18 protein-coding genes are annotated in these 17,554 nt (G+C 67.9%); 1 reads left to right on the plus strand and 17 read right to left on the minus strand.

Going from position 1 to position 17,554, the window contains the following annotated elements:
• Positions 1-4: 4 nt before the first annotated feature.
• The 7 genes from lepB to rpsP all read right to left on the minus strand — a co-directional run bounded on the left by lepB (position 5) and on the right by rpsP (position 4,736).
• On the minus strand, positions 5-817 hold the full coding sequence (gene lepB, locus L5G33_RS07085; RefSeq protein ID WP_372476870.1) for a signal peptidase I: 813 nt from the start codon (positions 815-817) through the stop codon (positions 5-7).
• A gap of 129 nt (positions 818-946) precedes the next feature.
• Entirely contained in the window at positions 947-1,288 is a 342-nt protein-coding gene (gene rplS, locus L5G33_RS07090; RefSeq protein ID WP_236997456.1) for a 50S ribosomal protein L19, read from the minus strand.
• Positions 1,289-1,464: 176 nt separating this feature from the next.
• Entirely contained in the window at positions 1,465-2,721 is a 1,257-nt protein-coding gene (locus L5G33_RS07095) for a hypothetical protein (protein WP_236997457.1), read from the minus strand.
• Positions 2,722-2,790: 69 nt separating this feature from the next.
• On the minus strand, positions 2,791-3,474 hold the full coding sequence (trmD, locus tag L5G33_RS07100; RefSeq protein ID WP_236997458.1) for a tRNA (guanosine(37)-N1)-methyltransferase TrmD: 684 nt from the start codon (positions 3,472-3,474) through the stop codon (positions 2,791-2,793).
• A 5-nt stretch (positions 3,475-3,479) separates the two neighbouring features.
• Positions 3,480-4,016 (minus strand): ribosome maturation factor RimM, encoded by a 537-nt coding sequence (gene rimM / locus L5G33_RS07105; RefSeq protein ID WP_236997459.1) that lies wholly within the window; start codon positions 4,014-4,016, stop codon positions 3,480-3,482.
• 13 nt (positions 4,017-4,029) lie between these two features.
• Positions 4,030-4,272, minus strand: coding sequence for an RNA-binding protein (locus tag L5G33_RS07110; protein ID WP_161896119.1), 243 nt, complete (start codon positions 4,270-4,272; stop codon positions 4,030-4,032).
• On the minus strand, positions 4,269-4,736 hold the full coding sequence (gene rpsP / locus L5G33_RS07115; protein WP_236997460.1) for a 30S ribosomal protein S16: 468 nt from the start codon (positions 4,734-4,736) through the stop codon (positions 4,269-4,271). Before rpsP ends, L5G33_RS07110 begins: the two co-directional genes overlap by 4 nt.
• 282 nt (positions 4,737-5,018) lie before the next feature.
• Between rpsP and L5G33_RS07120 the strand changes: the two genes are divergently transcribed.
• Positions 5,019-5,675 carry a hypothetical protein gene (locus tag L5G33_RS07120; RefSeq protein WP_236997461.1) on the plus strand — a complete coding sequence of 219 codons (657 nt, stop codon included), beginning with the start codon at positions 5,019-5,021 and terminating at the stop codon, positions 5,673-5,675.
• Positions 5,676-5,734: 59 nt separating this feature from the next.
• Here L5G33_RS07120 and L5G33_RS07125 read toward each other — a convergent pair whose 3' ends face one another.
• From L5G33_RS07125 to ftsY, 10 genes are all read right to left on the minus strand, one after another.
• Entirely contained in the window at positions 5,735-6,805 is a 1,071-nt protein-coding gene (locus L5G33_RS07125; RefSeq protein WP_236997462.1) for an amidohydrolase family protein, read from the minus strand.
• Between the two features lie 14 nt (positions 6,806-6,819).
• Positions 6,820-8,394: a signal recognition particle protein gene (gene ffh / locus L5G33_RS07130; RefSeq protein ID WP_236997463.1), complete on the minus strand. Its 1,575-nt coding sequence runs from the start codon at positions 8,392-8,394 to the stop codon at positions 6,820-6,822.
• 42 nt (positions 8,395-8,436) lie between these two features.
• On the minus strand, positions 8,437-8,826 hold the full coding sequence (locus tag L5G33_RS07135; protein WP_236997464.1) for a DUF2752 domain-containing protein: 390 nt from the start codon (positions 8,824-8,826) through the stop codon (positions 8,437-8,439).
• Positions 8,827-8,847: 21 nt separating this feature from the next.
• Complete coding sequence (locus tag L5G33_RS07140; RefSeq protein WP_236997465.1) at positions 8,848-9,312, minus strand: NINE protein; 465 nt, start codon at positions 9,310-9,312, stop codon at positions 8,848-8,850.
• 88 nt (positions 9,313-9,400) lie between these two features.
• Positions 9,401-11,800, minus strand: a complete 2,400-nt coding sequence (locus tag L5G33_RS07145; RefSeq protein WP_504877657.1) for a [protein-PII] uridylyltransferase — start codon at positions 11,798-11,800, stop codon at positions 9,401-9,403.
• Entirely contained in the window at positions 11,751-12,089 is a 339-nt protein-coding gene (locus L5G33_RS07150; protein WP_236997467.1) for a P-II family nitrogen regulator, read from the minus strand. Before L5G33_RS07150 ends, L5G33_RS07145 begins: the two co-directional genes overlap by 50 nt.
• A gap of 69 nt (positions 12,090-12,158) precedes the next feature.
• Entirely contained in the window at positions 12,159-13,493 is a 1,335-nt protein-coding gene (locus tag L5G33_RS07155; protein ID WP_236997468.1) for an ammonium transporter, read from the minus strand.
• Between the two features lie 155 nt (positions 13,494-13,648).
• On the minus strand, positions 13,649-15,268 hold the full coding sequence (locus L5G33_RS07160; RefSeq protein ID WP_236997469.1) for an acyl-CoA dehydrogenase family protein: 1,620 nt from the start codon (positions 15,266-15,268) through the stop codon (positions 13,649-13,651).
• On the minus strand, positions 15,265-15,888 hold the full coding sequence (locus L5G33_RS07165; protein ID WP_236997470.1) for a TetR/AcrR family transcriptional regulator: 624 nt from the start codon (positions 15,886-15,888) through the stop codon (positions 15,265-15,267). Before L5G33_RS07165 ends, L5G33_RS07160 begins: the two co-directional genes overlap by 4 nt.
• A 223-nt stretch (positions 15,889-16,111) precedes the next feature.
• Positions 16,112-17,548, minus strand: coding sequence for a signal recognition particle-docking protein FtsY (gene ftsY / locus L5G33_RS07170; protein ID WP_236997471.1), 1,437 nt, complete (start codon positions 17,546-17,548; stop codon positions 16,112-16,114).
• Between the last annotated feature and the right edge of the window lie 6 nt (positions 17,549-17,554).

A 17,554-nucleotide genomic window follows, 5' to 3' on the forward strand; every position in this document is an offset into this window, starting at 1 on the left:
CCGATCAGCCCTGCGGGTCGTGGTCGCCGACACCACCGATCCGCGAGAACGGGTACATGACGAAACGAACCTTGCCGCGAATATCCGAGATCGGGACGGTGCCGTGGTATTGGTCGCCCTGATGCGCCCGGGAGTCGGCAGAGTTCGACCGATTGTCGCCCATCACCCAGACGTTCCCGTCCGGCACCGTGAGGCCGAAGTCTTTGCCGTAGCACGACCCCTTGCCGAGGACGCCGTCCGTCGCTGCGCTCGTGTCGACCTGGAGGTCTTTGTCGATGTACGGCTCGTCGAGCGGTTTCCCGTCCACGGTGACGCCCTTGCCGTCCGCGTTGTGGCACTCGACTCTCTGGCCGCCGGTCGCGATCACTCGCTTGACGAGGTTGTTCTCGTCGGGCGGCTGCAACGCGAACCAGGACAGCACGTCCTGGACTTTGTGGACGACGGCGTTCGACGATCGAGGCGACTGCCACACGTCGTCCCACGATTCGGACGGAGCCTTGAACACGATCACGTCGCCGGGTTCGGGGTCGCTGAACCGGTAGACCATTTTGTCGATCACGATGCGGTCGTTGGTGCAGCCTGCGCAACCGTGGAGCGTCGACTCCATCGACTCGGACGGCACCACGTACTGCCGGAAGAAGAACTGGGTGAACACGAACATCAGCGCGAGGACGATCGCGACGACGATCGCGACCTCTTTTACAAGCCGCGACCAACCCGAGCGCTTCTCGTCGCCGTCTGTCGTGTCGCTGCCTGTCGCGTCGCCCGAGCCGTCTCTGATGACGAACTTCGGCTCGTCGTCGGTGCTGTCATTCACTCGAACAGCGTAGCGACTGTACCTGTGAGAACCAGAACGCAGTCCGCAGTACCGCGTAGCTCAGGACAAATGAAGAGGGCCCCGACCGCTGCAGGTGCAACGGTCGGGGCCCCACGAGGCGCTATGAGGTCAGCGCTTCTCCTTGATCTTGGCAGCCTTGCCGCGCAGGTCGCGCAGGTAGTACAGCTTGGCGCGCCGGACGTCGCCACGGGTGAGGACGTCGATCTTGGCGATGTTCGGGCTGTGCACCGGGAAGGTACGCTCGACGCCGACGCCGAACGAGACCTTGCGGACGGTGAAGGTCTCGCGCACGCCGCCGCCCTGGCGGCGAATCACGACGCCCTTGAAGACCTGGACGCGCTCCTTGCTGCCCTCGATGACCTTGACGTGCACGTCAAGGGTGTCGCCTGCGGCGAAGTCGGGGACGTCGTCGCGCAGCGACTGCTTGTCGAGGAAGTCGAGGGTGTTCATGTCTGATCCGTTTCGTTCGGCTGGACAGAGGAACCTGGCGGCCCGCGGAAAGCGGGTTCGACCGGTTCGTGCCCGAATCATTGGTCTTCGTGCACTGTGGACCGGCAGGTCGGCACAGGCAACCTGAAACATTCTGCCAGACGATCGCACCGAGACGAAATCGGTGCGGCGCCTGGTCACAACGTCGGATCGAGTCGCTGGTCGACGTCGACGTCCGCGACGACGCCCCGGTCGCCGCCCGACTCGTCGTCCGAGTCTGCGATCGAGGCGACCGGCGGTGGCAGGAGCGCCGGTGTGACGAGCGGTGCCGTGCCCAAGAGCAGTTCGCCCTCCCGCGTCGACCGCAGATAGTCCGCGGTCGTGTGGTCGTCGTCGTCTTTGCGGCGGACGGCGCCGGGCCCCATCGCCGGGCTCGCGCTCGACGTCCTCGCCGCTGCCGCGGCGCCGGCCGATGCCGACTGTCCCGATAATGACCGCCCCGATAATGCCTGTCCGGTCGACGTCTGCCCCGACAGTGACGTTCCCGGCACACCGGGTGAGCGCATCGACGACGTCGGGCTACCGCCCGTGACCGGGACGCCCGAGACCCCGGGAGCCAGGAGCCACGGCCCGAGCGGCGATGTCGACGTCAGGTCTCCGGCGGTGCTCGTCACTGTCGGCGTCACGACGACGGGACCGCTCGGCGACGGCCCGGAGCCCGCAGGGTCGAAGTCGGGACGACCGGAACCTGTGGTGGTACTCATGGCCGGCGCCCCGGCAGCCCGAGCCGCGCCGACGGAGTTCACTGACTCGCGGGGCGATCCGGCCTGCTCTCCTGTCATCGTGCCGTCCGTGACGCCGGACGGCATCGATCCCGGGCCGCCCGCCGCGAGGTCCGCGCGCGATGCCGTGTCTGCGGTGTCGGCGACTCCGGGAGACCACGCGGAGCCGATCGCCCCCGACTCGGCCGACACTCCGGAAGTCCCGGCCGCGGTCCAGTTCGAGACCTCACTTTCCGGAACGACGACCCCGGACGTGCTCGACGACATCGGCACGTTGTAGGCGCCAGTCATCAGCCCTTGCAGGGCCGACTCGAGCGCGATCCGCGTCTCGGGCATCATCTCGACACTCGTGAGCCCGGCAATGCGTTCACGGTGGCTGATGCTGGCGGCGAGCGCAGTTGACGCGTTGTCCAGGGCATTCGCACCGGTCTGCAGGCCTGCCACCGACGTGTCGACGAGCGAGGCGAGCGCGGTACCTCTCACCGTCGACGCGTCAGCGGATGCTCCCGCCAGCACATCGCTCGCCGCGAAAACCGACGTCAGTCGTGCGGCGACCGTCTGCGCTGCCGCCACGATGCGTCGGATCTCGGCCGCATCGGCGGACGCCGCGCCTGCGTCCATGGAGTCGATGCGTGCGAGGGCTGTTTCGATGTCGCTCCAGACGGTGCCCACATCAGGTCAGACGCACCGCGCCCCCGTCCGGTTCCGCGACACGCTGGGAACTTGCTCGTCGGGCGGGCCCTAGTCGTCGGGCAGCAGGTCCGGGCGACGGTCCCGGGTGCGTTCGAGCGACTGCTCGTGCCGCCACTGCGCGACCTTGCCGTGGTCGCCGGACAGCAGAACCGGCGGGACCTCGAGGTCGCGCCACACTTTCGGACGCGTGTAACTGGGCCCTTCGAGGAGCCCGTCGGAGAATGAATCGTCTTGATGCGACTGGGGATTGCCAATCACGCCGGGGATCAGACGGGTGGTGGCCTCGACCATCGCGAGCACCGCGACCTCCCCGCCGATGAGGACGAAGTCGCCGAGCGAGACCTCCTCGACGCGGACGCGGCGCGCGGCGTCGTCGAAGACGCGCTGATCGATGCCCTCGTACCGGCCGCACGCGAAGACCAGATGGGCTTCGATGCTCCACCGCTGCGCGGTGGCCTGGGTGAACGGCCGTCCCGCAGGCGTCGGAACCACCAGCAGCGCGTCATCCGGGCAGACGGCGTCGAGGGCTTCACCCCACACTTGCGGTTTCATCACCATGCCGGGCCCGCCGCCGTACGGGGCGTCGTCGACGCTGTGGTGGACGTCGTAGGTCCACTGCCGCAGGTCGTGGACACCGAACTCGAGGAGCCCCGCGTCGACCGCCTTGCCGAGCAGGGCGGCCTTCAGCGGTTCGAGATACTCACTGAAGATCGTGACGACGTCGATCCGCACGCCGGTCAGTCTCGTTCCGAGACGGCCGCGTCGAGGTCGATGAGACCTTCGGGCGGGTCGATCTCGATGCGTTCGCGCGTCACGGTCGGCACCATGTCTCGCACGAACGGCACCAGGACTTCGCGTCCGTCGTCGGCCCGGACGGCGAGAACGTCGCCGCCGGGCAGATGCAGGATCGACGCGAGGACGCCGACATCGGCGCCGTCGACGGTCACGACCTGCGCGCCTTCGAGTTCGTGGTCGTAGAACTCGTCCGGGTCGTCTCCGGAGTCGACGTCCGACGCGTCGACGATGAACAGGGTGCCACGCAGAGCGTCCGCGGCGCTCCGATCGGCGACGCCCTGCAACGACAGCAACAGCCGCCCGGAGTGGTTCCGGGCGGCTGTCACTGTGTACTCGGTCGTATCCGCGCCCTTCGGTGCACGCCCGGTCAGGCGTGCACCGACGGCGAATCGCGTCTGCGGATCGTCGGTGCGGACATCAACGACGAGTTCTCCGCGGACGCCGTGCGTCTTGACGACGCGACCGACAACGAGATCCATCGAAACGAACTCGTCAGCGGTCGGTGTCGACGATGTCGACGCGCATCCCGCGGCCGCCGATACCGGTGACCAGGGTGCGCAGCGCGGTCGCGGTGCGGCCGTTACGACCGATCACCTTGCCGAGATCCTCGGGGCTCACGTGGACCTCGACCATCCGGCCGCGACGGCCGGTGATCAGGTCGACGCGCACGTCGTCGGGGTTCGAGACGATCCCGCGGACCAGGTGCTCTACTGCGTCAGCGACGACAGTGCTCACGCCTGTGCCTTGTCCTCGCCGGCCTCGTCGGCTGCCGGAGCCTCGGTGGCGGCCTCGTCGGCCTTCTCGTCGGCCTTCTTGGTCTTCTTCTTCGCGGTGGTGGCTGCGGCGGCGGGCTCGCTCTCGGCGGCGGCGAGCGCAGCGTTGAACAGGTCCAGCTTGGAGGTCTTCTCGGGAGCGGTCTTCAGGGTGCCCTCGGCGCCCGGGAGGCCCTTGTGCTTCTGCCAGTCGCCGGTCACCTTGAGGATGGCGGCGACGGGCTCGGTCGGCTGTGCGCCGACACCCAGCCAGTACTGAGCGCGCTCCGAGTCGACCTCGATCAGCGACGGCTCTTCCTTCGGGTGGTACTTGCCGATGGTCTCGATGACGCGGCCGTTGCGGCGGGTGCGCGCGTCGGCGACGACGATGCGGTACTGGGGGTTGCGAATCTTACCCAGGCGGGTGAGCTTGATCTTGACAGCCATGTGGCGTCTCCTTGTGTCACAGCGCAATTCAGCGACCCGACGATTGTCGACGAGCCCGGTTTTGCGATCTCTTACGGGGTGACCGCCGGTCGGCCGTGGCCGGCTCCGACGAACCAGCGTCTGATTCTGCCAGAGTGGGGCGCGTTGCCCAAACCGAACGGGCGTCAGCATCCTGGTCACCGGCGCGAATCCTGCCTCGCCTGCCGGTGCCGGTACCGTGGCAGCGAACCTCGGGCACTGCAAACCGAAAGCGCCCAGCGACGACCGGAGATCTACGAGCCCATGCTGCACGCCTTGTCGTTCGCATTCGTCGACTCGATCAATGTTCTTCTCATCGGCGTCCTCGTCGCGCTCGCAATCATCGCCGCCCCTGGCAAGTACCGCCGGATCTCGCCACTGCTGTTGCTCGGCGACTGGCTCGGCGTCCTCGTGCTGGCACTGTTGGTCCTGCTGCTGTTCGACGGCCTGCAGTCACTGGTCGACGCGGTGATCTCGTCGCCGCTGTTCGGCATCCTGCTGATCTTGACGGCCGTGTTGACGGCCGTCCTGACGTGGCGTGGAGGCGACTCGTCTGACCTCGTCGACCGGATCCTCGCGCCGCTGCGCGCCCCGTCCGCGCTGACGGTGCTCGTCGGATTCGTTCTCGGCGTCGTCCAGTCGGCAACATCGGTCCCGTTCTACGCGGGGCTCGCGGTGCTCTCGGCGAGCGATATCGACCCGCTGCACCGCTACCTGGGTCTGTTCCTGTACGCGACGGTCGCGATGATTCTTCCGTTGCTCGCCGGACTCGCCCTGGTCGCCGTCCGCGCCCGCCCGCACTCCTGGATCGGGCGCTTGTTCGCCCGCGCACGCCAGAACCAGGCTCAGGTCACCCGGTGGGCGGGCTGGCTCGTCACCGTCCTGTTGCTGGTGATCGGCATCCTCCAGATCGTCTCCTGAACGAGCCGGTCCCCGCCTCTTCGACCCCTGTTCCTGCGCTTCGACCCCTGTTCCTGCGCTTACCCCACCTTCTCCCCCGAGCACACGATGTGCACGGGGCGGCGGAGTGTCGACAGATCCTGCGTCGGATCGGCGTCGAGGACGAGGAAGTCGGCGCGGGCACCGTCGGCGATGCCTGCGACGCCCAGCCAGTCACGTGGTCGTGTGGACGCCGCCTCGACCGCGTCCGATGCCGAGAAGCCGATCGCGGCCAGTGATTCGATCTCGTCGACGATGCGGCCGTGCTCGATGGTGCCGCCCGCATCGGTTCCGGCGTAGATCCGCACACCGGCCTCCCGGGCCTTGCCCACCACGTCCCGGCCGCGCGCGTACAGCGACCGCATGTTGGCCTGGTAGACGGGATACTTGTCGGCGCCGTCAGCGATGCTCGGGAACGTGTCGAGTTGGATCAGCGTGGGCACCAGGGCGATGTCGCGTCGCACCATCTCGTCGATGAGGTCTTCGTCGAGACCGGACCCATGCTCGATGGAGTCGAAGCCTGCGCCGACGATGTCGGGCAGGGCGTCCGAGCCGAAGACGTGCGCGGTGATGCGCGCCCCGTTCTCGTGCGCGGCGACCACGGCCGCATCGAGTTGTTCGCGTGTCCACAGCGGAGCCAAGTCACCGACGCTGCGGTCGATCCAGTCGCCGACCAGTTTGACCCAGCCGTCGCCCGCCTTCGCCTGCGTCGCCACCTCGTCGGCGAGAGAGTCGGGGTCGTCGAGTTCGACGCCGTAGTCGCGCAGGTACCGTTTCGGCCGTGCGATGTGCTTGCCCGCCCGCAGGAACTGCGGGCACAGCGGATCGTGGTCGAGCGGGTGGGTGTCGACAGGCGAGCCGACCTCACGGATCAGCAGCGTCCCCGCGCGCACATCCTGATAGGCCAGTCCGCGCGCCTGCTCGGTGGTGACGCCGAGCCCGGGCGCGATCCCCACATGATTGTGAGCGTCGACGAGGCCGGGGACGATCCAGCCGCCGTCGACAGCGGTCTCCGCGTCGGCGACCTCGTCGAACGAGATGACGCCATCGGCCACCCAGAATGCGAGCGGCTCCCCGGTGAACGGATCGGTTCCTGCGAAACGCTGCGCCACCACGACGACGACTCCTACTTCTTCGGGAACTTCAGGCTGTTCAAGTCGATGCCGTCGAGGCCGGGCGGAAGCTGATCGAGGCCGGGCGGCATCTCCGAGAGGTCCATGCCCGGCGGCAGGTCCATCCCGGGAGGCATGCCCGGGAATCCGCCGCCACGCATGCCCTTCGGCGGCGTCGGCCCGCGGTTCTTCCCTTTGCCCTTCTTCCCCTTCTTGCCTTTACGGTTGGTCTTGCGCTGGTTGCCGCCCATGCCCATCCGACCGGACATCTGCGACATCATCTTGCGCGCCGCGAAGAATCGGTCGACGAGTTGGTTGATGTCGGTGACGGTGACACCGGACCCCTTGGCGATGCGGATGCGGCGGGAGGCGTTGATGATCTTCGGGTTGTCTCGCTCCTCCGGCGTCATACCGCGGATGATCGCCTGGATCTTGTCGAGCTGCTTGTCGTCGACTTGCGACAACGCGTCCTTCATGTCGCCCGCGCCGGGCAGCATGCCGAGGAGATTGCCGATCGGCCCCATCTTGCGGATCATCAGCATCTGCTGCAGGAAGTCGTCCAGTGTGAGTTCGCCCTGGCTGATCTTCTCCGCTGTGCGCTGCGCCTCCGCCTCGTCGAAGTGCTGTTCGGCCTGCTCGATGAGCGACAGGACGTCACCCATGCCGAGGATGCGGCTGGCCATGCGGTCGGGGTGGAAGACGTCGAAGTCTTCGAGCTTCTCGCCGGTCGACGCGAACATGATCGGACGCCCGGTTATCTCGCGGACCGACAGCGCCGCGCCGCCGCGAGCGTCGCCGTCGAGTTTCGTCAGGACCACACCGGTGAAGTCGACGCCTTCGGCGAACGCCTGCGCCGTCGCGACCGCGTCCTGACCGATCATCGCGTCGAGGACGAACAGCACCTCGTCGGGGTTCGTCGCGTCGCGGATGTCGGACGCCTGCTTCATCAGCTCTGCGTCGATGCCCAAACGGCCCGCGGTGTCGATGATGACGACGTCGTAGTGGCGCGCTCGCGCCTCGTCGAGACCGGCCTGCGCCACCGCGACCGCGGCCTGTGATCCGTCGACGCCGAGGTCGCCTTCGCCGCCGACCGAGGTGCCTGCGTGCGGTGCGAACACAGGGACGCCTGCGCGCTCACCGACGATCTGCAGCTGCTGGACGGCACCGGGACGCTGCAGGTCACACGCCACGAGAAGCGGGGTGTGCCCCTGGTCGGCCAGCCAGTGCGAGAGCTTGCCGGCGAGCGTCGTCTTACCGGCGCCCTGCAGACCGGCGAGCATGATGACCGTCGGCGGCGTCTTCGCCAGCTGGACGCGGCGGGTCTCGCCGCCGAGGATTCCGACGAGTTCCTCGTTGACGATCTTGACGATCTGCTGTGCGGGGTTCAGCGCCGCGGAAACCTCGGAGCCTTTCGCTCGCTCTTTGATCCGGCCGATGAACGCTCGGACGACGGGTAGCGAGACGTCGGCTTCGAGCAGCGCGAGCCGGATCTCCCGGGCGGTCGCATCGATGTCTGCGTCGGTCAGTCGACCTTTGCCGCGCAGGTCCTTCAGCGCACCGGTCAACCGGTCAGAGAGGGATTCGAACATTCCTCCATCTTTCCATGCGTGGAGCGTTCGGTGGCGAGCGGATCACCCGGCGGTGACCATCCGGCCGAACGCGTAGGCCGCCCACCCGATCACGGCGAGCACCACCACTGGGTGCTTGACCGCCCGACGTAGAGCGACCGGTCCGTCGCCACGGACGCGGCGGACCACCATCACGACAGCCGACAGCACAGCGAGGGCGACGACGAAAGGACCGAACGCGTGCGCGGCGAACGCCGACGGGAGGTCACCGTGCATCGTGTAGACGAAGGCGCGCGTCAGACCGCACCCGGGGCATGGGAGACCGGTGAGACGGCGGAACGGGCAGATCACCGGTCCGTCGTCGACGGCGGACACCGGAATGCACGCCGCCGCCACGACGGCGGCCGCACCGCCGGACGCCAGCATGGTCGACTCGGCGACATGCCCCGTCATGCGATCAATCCCGTCATGCGATCAGCGCAGCGCTCGTCCGTCCACGTCCGGGACGTTGCGCATGGCGATCAGGACCAGATCGATGAGCGCCCAGATGCCGCAGCCGCCGAGCGTCACGAGCTTCGCCACACCGAGTCCGGTGTACCCAAGGTAGAACCGGTCGATCCCGAGTCCGCCGAGGAACACAGACAGCAGCAGAGCAGTCATCCACTCTTTGTCGGAGAAGACGCCCGGCAGCGACGAGGCAGGCTGGTATTGCTGACCGGTGGACGACCGCACGCCGTCCTCCGGCTTGAGTTGGCGAGCGCTCGCCATCTGAGCGAGGGTCCCGATGTCGTACGGGCCCTGTTCCTGATCGAAGGTGCGGACGAAGTAGGTACCGCCGACCCCGCCGTAGCCCGGCCCAGGCGGCATGCCGCCCGGTGGCATCCCGCCCGGGAACTGAGGCTGCTGGCCGGATGGGAACTGTGCATTCGGATCTGTCATGTATTCATGATCACCCACGGCGACGACAAACAGAATCCCTGGCCAGGACGGTTAATCCGATCAGATGACGCTATCTCCTCACCGACCCTCAACACACGGACAGCACGGCTGCCGCCACAGATTCTCGAGCAGCGTCCGACGTGTCGGGGAGCGCGAGGCAGAACGTATCGACCGCGGTGGCGCCCATCGTGGCGACGGTGGCCCATGCGATGTCGACTCCCGACTTCTCGAGCTCCACGGTCACCCTCGCCAGGAGGCCCGCGTCGTCACGGGCACGCAGCTCGAGGAGTTCGAGCCCCGGTTGGTCTGCGGCGAGCCACCGGACGCGGGGCGCCGCCGCTATCCGTGACCCGGGAACCGCGGCCCGCCCGACGCGCCCGGTCGATCCACGTTCTGCGGTCCGCTTCGCGAGCGCGCCGTGCACGTCGAACCCGCCGTCGACCGCTGCCGCCAACCGCTGCCGCAGAAGTACCGGATCGGACGGCGACCCGAAGGTCGGCATGACGACGAACGTGTCCACCGCCGAACCCGCGTGGGTACGGACTGTCGCCGCGTGCGCCTGCAGGTCGGCCAATGCGAGGACCGCCGACATCTTCGACAGGACGCCCGACCGGTCGGGCGCGATCATCGTCACCTTCGTCATGTTCGGACCATCGCCGCGTTCGGTGTGCACTTGGAATCCGCCAGCCTCTGCGAGCGCCAGCACCTCCGCGCCGAGCGGTTCGGGCTGCGGGATCTCCCGGCCGCCGAGATGGTCGATGACCCGCTCGACCAGCCCGCCCACGAGCGTCGCCTTCCAGTCGTTCCACACGCCCGGGCCGGTCGCGCGCGAATCGGCTTCCGACAGGGCGCCCAGCAATTCGACGAGCACTCGATCTCCGCCGACCTTCTCCGCGACCCACGCGATCGTCTCCGGATCGGAGACGTCGCGCCGGGTGACGACAGCCGGCAGGAGCAGGTGGTGCCGGACCAACTCGACGAGGATTCGGCGATCGTCGGGCCACAGCCCGAATCGGTCGGCGATCGGGCCGACGAGTTCGGCGCCGACCACACTGTGGTCACCGCCGCGCCCCTTTCCAATGTCGTGCAGCAGCGCACCCAGCAGCAGAAGGTCGGGTCGAGCGACACTCGTCGTCAACGAGCCCGCGTGCGCGACTGTCTCCAGCAGGTGCCGGTCGACGGTCCACGAGTGGACGGCGTCGCGCGGCGGAAGGTCCCTGACGACCGGCCATTCGGGGACGATCGTCTCCCACAGGCCCATCGCGTCGAGTGCTTCGACGGCGCCGACGAGTTCGTCGCCGGACGCCAACAGGACCAACAGGTCCGACAGGTCCTCGGCCGACCACGGCTCCGGGATCGGCGGCGCATAGTTCGCCAGGCGAGCCAACGCCTGCCCGTTGATCGGCAAGCTGTTGCGAGCCGACGCACTCGCCACCCGTAGCACCAGTCCCGGATCCGAGCTGGGTGTCGCGTTCTTCGCGAGGACGACTTCCCCGCTGTGTTCGACGACGCCTTCGTCGAGCGGACGACGCATCGGCATCCGTCGGAGTTTCGAGAGTCCACGCTTGCCGACCGCGTTCTGCGCGGTTCGGAATCCGGCGTCGACGGCGTACGACGTGGTGCGTGCCGCGCGGGAGATCACGCGCGCCAGGTCGAAGCGGTCGCCGACGTCGAGCGCCGCAGCGATCTCGTCCGCATCCTGAGCCCGCACCTGGTCGCGGGCCCGGCCGGCCACTAGGTGCAGTTCGGTCCGGACTGCGAGGAGGTCGCGGTAGGCGGTCCGCAACGGCGACTCCGCACGACCCGGATCGAGGCGCCCGAGGCCGTCGGTCAACTGCGCGAAGGCCAGCGCGTCGAGCAGTTGGATGTCGCGGAGCCCGCCACGCCCGTTCTTCAGGTCGGGTTCGGCGCGGTGCGCGATCTCCCCGGTCCGATCCCAGCGGGCGCGGGCGCTGTCGATCACTTCGGGGAGGCGCATGCGGGCCTCCGCCCGCCACAGTCCCCGCACCGACGAGATCATCAACGCCGCAAGGTCTTCGTCGCCGGCGACGAACCGCGCATCGAGCAGACCGAGCGCCGCCGTGACGTCCTCGCGCGCCACCTTCATCGCCTCGGGAATCGACCGGACGCTGTGGTCCAATCCGATCCCGGCATCCCAGATCGGGTACCAGAAGCCGTCTGCCACGTCGGACAGCCGGTCCCGATTCCGATCGTCGTGGACGAGCACCAGGTCGAGGTCGGAGTAGCCGACCATCTCCCGCCGGCCGAGGCTCCCGACAGCGACGAGCGCGAAGCCGCTGCCATCGCCGACGCCCAACTCGGCCGCGCGAGCCGCCAGCCAGGCCTCCACACGGTCGGCGAGCGCGTCGCGCAACGCCTGACCGTGCAGATCCCCTGCCTGGAGCAGCGCCTTCCGCCCTTCGGCGAGCGCTTGCGCGCTAGATCGCGTCTGGTCCGCGTTCACCGGTTCGCACCCGGATGATCGAATCCACGGACGTGACCCACACTTTTCCGTCGCCGATCTTGCCGGTGCGCGCGGCGTCGACGATGGTGTCGGTGACCTGGTCGAGCAGATCGTCGTCGACGATCACCTCGACCCGTACCTTCGGGACGAAGTCGACCGCGTACTCCGCGCCGCGGTACACCTCCGTGTGGCCTTTCTGCCGCCCGTAGCCTTGCACCTCGCTGACGGTCATGCCGACGATCCCGATCTGTTCGAGTGCGGCTTTGATGTCTTCGAGCGTGAACGGCTTGACGATCGCGGTGATCAGCTTCATGGTTGAACCCTTCCCTCTACTTCGAGCCTAGTGCGCGAGTCACGTGAGACTGCAACGTGTTCGGCGAATTCATGCGGTCTCATACGCGCTCTCCGCGTGCTCGGCGGCATCGATACCGGTCAGTTCTGCTTCGCGGTCGACGCGCCAGCCGAGCGGCTTGAGGAGGAACGCGATGGCCGTCGTCAGCACTGCGGTGAAGGCGAGGGCCACCAACGCGATGACGGTCTGGACGGCGAGCTGACGGGCATCGTGGCCGTAGAACAGACCGGATTCCTTGGCGAGAAAGCCGATGCCGATCGTGCCCCAGAGCCCCGCCACCAGGTGCACGCCCACCACGTCGAGGGAGTCGTCAAAACCCAGCTTGAACTTGAGGCCGATGGCGACGGCGGCCAGTGCGCCCGCGACCAGACCGAGAAGCAATGAGCCGACGGGGGTCAGCGCACCGCACGCCGGGGTGATGGCGACGAGTCCGGCGACCACACCGGACGCTGCGCCGACACTGGTCGCGTGCTTGTCCCGGAACCATTCGACGACCAACCAGCCGACCATCGCGGCCGCGGTCGCGGCTGCAGTGTTGATCCACACGAGTCCTGCGGTCGCGTCCGCAGCGAGCTCCGAACCGGAGTTGAAGCCGATCCAGCCGAACCACAGGAGTGCGGCGCCGAGCATCACGAACGGAATGTTGTGGGGACGGTACGCGGTCCGTCCGAAGCCGCGGCGGCGTCCGACGACAAGCGCCAGGATCAGACCTGCCATGCCTGCGTTGATGTGGACAACGGTGCCGCCCGCGAAGTCGATCGGCACGACGTTCGCTTCGCCGTCAGTGGATCCGAACATCCACGAGGCGAATCCGTGCTCGTCGCCCGATAGGAGTCCGCCGCCCCACACCATGTGCGACAGCGGGAAGTACACGATAGTCGCGAACAGCACGCTGAACACGACCCAGGTGCCGAACTTGACGCGTTCGGCCACCGCACCGCTGATGAGTGCGACGGTGATGACCGCGAACGTCAACTGGAACGCCATGAACACGATCGCCGGGATGCCGGTGCTCCCCCAGACCACGACCTGGGTCTCCCCCGCGACGTCACGCGTCTGAGTCAACTGGTCGGAGCCGAACAGGGCGAACGGGTTGGCGAAGATGCCCGCGATGTCGTCGGACCCGGTGAGCCCGTTGCCGAACGACATCGAGAATCCCCACAGGACGTAGACGATCGTCACCGCGCCGAGCGCGGCGAACGACATCATCATCATGTTCAGGACCGACTTGGCTCGGGTCAGTCCGCCGTAGAAGAACGCCAGCGCCGGTGTCATCAAGAGCACGAGCGCCGCGCTCATGATGACCCAGGCGGTGTTCCCGGTGTCGATGGAGCCGAACACTTCGTCCGGCAATGCTGCATTCACTTCTCGCAGGCCTCCTCACTCGTCGGTTGTCGACGTGTGAGGAAACTTTGTCGCGCTCACGTTGCGCGGGCGGTGCCCTCGTGTTTCGCGGGCGTCAACCGTGGACGCGACAGGTTTCGGGCGCGTTACGCGCGTCGCTCCTGCTCGCGCGCGGTTCAGGCCCGGGCGGCGAGCGCGTTCAGGTCGAGCCGGGAGTCGAGCACCCCGTACATCTGGCCGGCGTCCTCGAGCCTGCCGGAGACGAATGTGTCCGCCACGAACGACGGAGCCTGCCGGATCAGGATCGACCCCTGCAACGCCAACGCCAACGACTCGGTGAGACGACGCGCGATCGCCGGGGCACTCGTCGGATCGGCTGCCGCCTGCGCGACGATCTTGCGAGTTCGTTCCACATGGAGGTCGTAGCCGCGGTGCTGACCGAGCGCGAGCTCGAACTCGGCGTCGAGCGCCTCCACCGACAACGGGTCCCGGACCATCGCGCGCAGCACGTCGAGCGCGATGACGTTGCCCGACCCCTCCCAGACCGCCATGACAGGCTGCTCACGGAACCTGCGGGCGAGCGGGAACGCCTCGGTGTAACCGTTGCCGCCCAAGCATTCCAGCGCCTCGTAGGCATGGTTGGGGCCGCGCTTGCACACCCAGTACTTGCCGACCGCCGTCGCGAGACGGCGGAACGCCTGCGACTGCTCGGAGTCGTCGTCGTAGGCCGCGGCCAGACGCATCGCCGTCCACGTGGCGGCCTCGGCTTCGAGTTGCAGATCGGCGATCACCGCGGTCATCGCCGGCTGGTCGATCAGTGTCGCACCGAACGCCGCACGGTGACGGACGTGCCAGGCGGCTTCGGCCACCGACTGCCGCATGCCCGCGGCGCTGCCGAGCGCACAGTCCAGGCGGGTCTGATTGACCATCTCGATGATGGTGCGGACGCCGGCCCCCTCGTCGCCGAGCCGCCAACCCACTGTGTCGGAGAACTCGACCTCCGAGGACGCGTTCGACTTGTTGCCGAGCTTGTCTTTGAGTCGCTGGATCGCGAACACGTTACGTGTCCCGTCGGGCAGGGTGCGTGGCACGACGAAACAGGTGACGCCGGGCTCGGTCTTGGCGAGGACGAGGAAGGCGTCCGATTGTGGAGCCGAACAGAACCACTTGTGCCCGGTGATCCGGTAGGTTCCGTCGCCGTTCGAGACGGCACGCGTGGTGTTGGCGCGCACGTCGGATCCGCCCTGCTTCTCGGTCATCGCCATGCCGAAGATGGCGGAGCTCTTCGCCGGGTCGGCAAGTGACGGGTCGTAGTCGCGTGACAGTGTCCGCGGGATCCACTGCTGTGCGAGGTCGGGGTCGACGCGCAGCGACGGGACCACCGCGTGCGTCATGCTCACCGGGCACGCATGGCCGGGTTCGATCTGACCGAACTGAGTGAACATCGCAGCGCGTGCGACGTGTGAGCCCGCACGTGGGTCGTCCCAGCAGCTGGTGTGCGCACCGTGCGCGATCGCGTCGCCGATGATGCGGTGATAGGCGGGATGGAACTCGATCTCGTCGACGCGATTTCCCCACCGATCGTGAGTGTGCAGGACCGGGGTGATCGTGTTGGCTAGTTCGGCATCGCGTTGGAAGTCGGCCCGTCCGACGAGGGCGCCGGCTTCGGCGAGGTCGTCGCTCGCCCAGTCGGCACCGTAGGCGTGGACGGCCTCGACCAGGGGCAGATTGCTCGTGTACTCGTTGACGTCGACGCGCGGCGACGCCTGGTTGAAGACCTCGTGGGTGGCGGTCATGACTTCTCCTTCTCCGGTGGCGGGAGTGCGCCGAGCGCTCGGAAGCAGAAGGCGCGGATCGTGGCGAGCAGTAGGTCGGGATCTGGCATGTCGGGGTCGAGTACCCCGACGAGTGACTCGGAGATCGCGCCAAGCAGCGCGGACGCGGTGACGTCCGGATCTTGATCGGCGAACACGCCCGCGGCGACACCGTCGGCGATGACTCGGACACAGAGCTCGCGGTACCAGCGGCGCAGCCGGAGTCGTTCGGTGTCGACTGCAGGGATCACCGGTTCGAACAACAGCGACCACGCGAGACGTCGCCCGCGGAGTGCACGGTCGGCGAAGGTGCAGATGAGCGCGTCGAGGCGGGCGATCGGCCCGTCCGCGGCTTCGACGGCCGCCGACACCTGCGCGAACTCGTACTCGGCGGCGTCCCGGAATACTTCGGCGAGCAGTGTGTCGCGGTTGTCGAAGTACGAGTACACCGACCCGACGCTGACGCCGCTCCCCTCCGCGATCGCGGTGACCGTCGCCGCCGAGAATCCCGCGTCGGCGACCAGCCCACGTGCGGCCGCGAGCATCGCGGCACGCTTGGCCTGCGCGCTGCGCCGAGTCTGCTCGGTTGGCCGGTACGGCACGGTCGTCTCCCGCCGATCGAAACATTGAATCCTGTTTCAATTCTTACCACAGGTGACGACGACCACGCACGCCGAGGAAGGACGAACGCGAGCCGCAGCCTCAACTCAGTCGTCGCACCCTCACCTACGTTGCCGCACCCTCACCTAGGTCGTCGCATACTGAATGCGTCGTAGCCGCCTGAGCGCAGGCTGCTACGACGCATTGAGGTTGCGGTGAGTGCTGCTACAGCAGCGCTTCGACGAACGCCTCCGGCTCGAAGGGGGCGAGGTCGTCGGCGCCTTCGCCGAGACCGACCAGCTTGACCGGTACGCCGAGCTCCTCTTGGATACGGAAGACGATGCCGCCCTTAGCCGTGCCGTCGAGTTTGGTGAGGACCACGCCGGTCAGGGAGACGATCTCGGCGAACACCTTGGCCTGCATCAGGCCGTTCTGGCCGACGGTCGCGTCGAGCACCAGCAGCACCTCGTCGACGGGAACCTTCTTCTCCACGACGCGCTTGACCTTGCCGAGCTCGTCCATCAGCCCGGCCTTGGTGTGCAGACGGCCCGCGGTGTCGATTAGGACGACGTCGACGCCGTCGTCGATCCCCTTGCTGACCGCGTCGAACGCCACCGAGGCCGGGTCGGCGCTCTCCTTGCCGCGGACGATGCCCGCGCCGACGCGTTCGCCCCACGTCTGGAGCTGGTCGGCTGCCGCAGCGCGGAACGTGTCGGCCGCGCCGAGCGTGACCCGGCGGCCGTCAGCGACGAGGACGCGCGCCAGTTTGCCGGTGGTTGTCGTCTTGCCGACGCCGTTGACACCGACGACGAGGACGACCGCGGGCCCGTCCGCATGCGGCAACGCCTTGACCGACCGATCCAGTTCGGGACGCAACTGTTCGACGAGGATCCGCTTGAGCGCGGCACGCGCGTCGTCGGCCGTCCGCACCTTCCCTGCGGCCAGTTCCTCACGCAGGCGTTCAACGACGGCTCCGGTGGCGTCGGTGCCGAGGTCGGCCATGACCAGGGTGTCCTCGATCTCCTCCCACGAGTCCTCGTCGAGATCGCCTGCACCGAGCAGACCGAGGACGCTGGCGCCGATCGCGCCCTGCGACCGCGACAGTCGGCTGCGCAGCCGCGACAGACGGCCCGCAGTCGGTTCGATCTCGTCGAGCTTCGCGTCGGGCACCGGCTCAGGCTCGGGTTCGACGGCAGCCTCGGGCTCAACAGCAGGCTCGGGCTCGACAGCAGGCTCGGGCTCGACGGCCGGCTCGGGCTCGACAGCAGCCTCGGGCTCGACGGCCGGCTCAGGTACCACAGCGGTGTCGGTTTCCGACTCTGGGGACTCGCCGGCTTCGGATGCGACATCACGCTCCGGCTCCGGGGCGGGTTCTGGCTTCGGGGCGGGTGCTGGCTTCGGCTCGGGTTCGCGCTTCGGCTCGGGCCTGTCCAGCGTCGCCGATCCGGCGCCGCCCTGACTGAAGTTGAATCCCGAACCGGCCTGGTATCCGCCGGACCGGTCGACTTCGCGGGTGGTGCCGTCGGTCGCCTCCATCTGGTCGGCAGACTTGTCGGAGATCGAGATCTGTCGTCTGCGGTTGACCAGATAACCGGCCACGCCGATCAGGACGATCAGAGCGACCACTCCGACGATGATGCCGATCAGGACTTCTGTGCTCACTGGGAG

It is taken from the genome of Gordonia liuliyuniae (genome assembly GCF_021738805.1).
In the GTDB taxonomy this organism is placed as follows: Bacteria; Actinomycetota; Actinomycetes; order Mycobacteriales; family Mycobacteriaceae; genus Gordonia; species Gordonia liuliyuniae.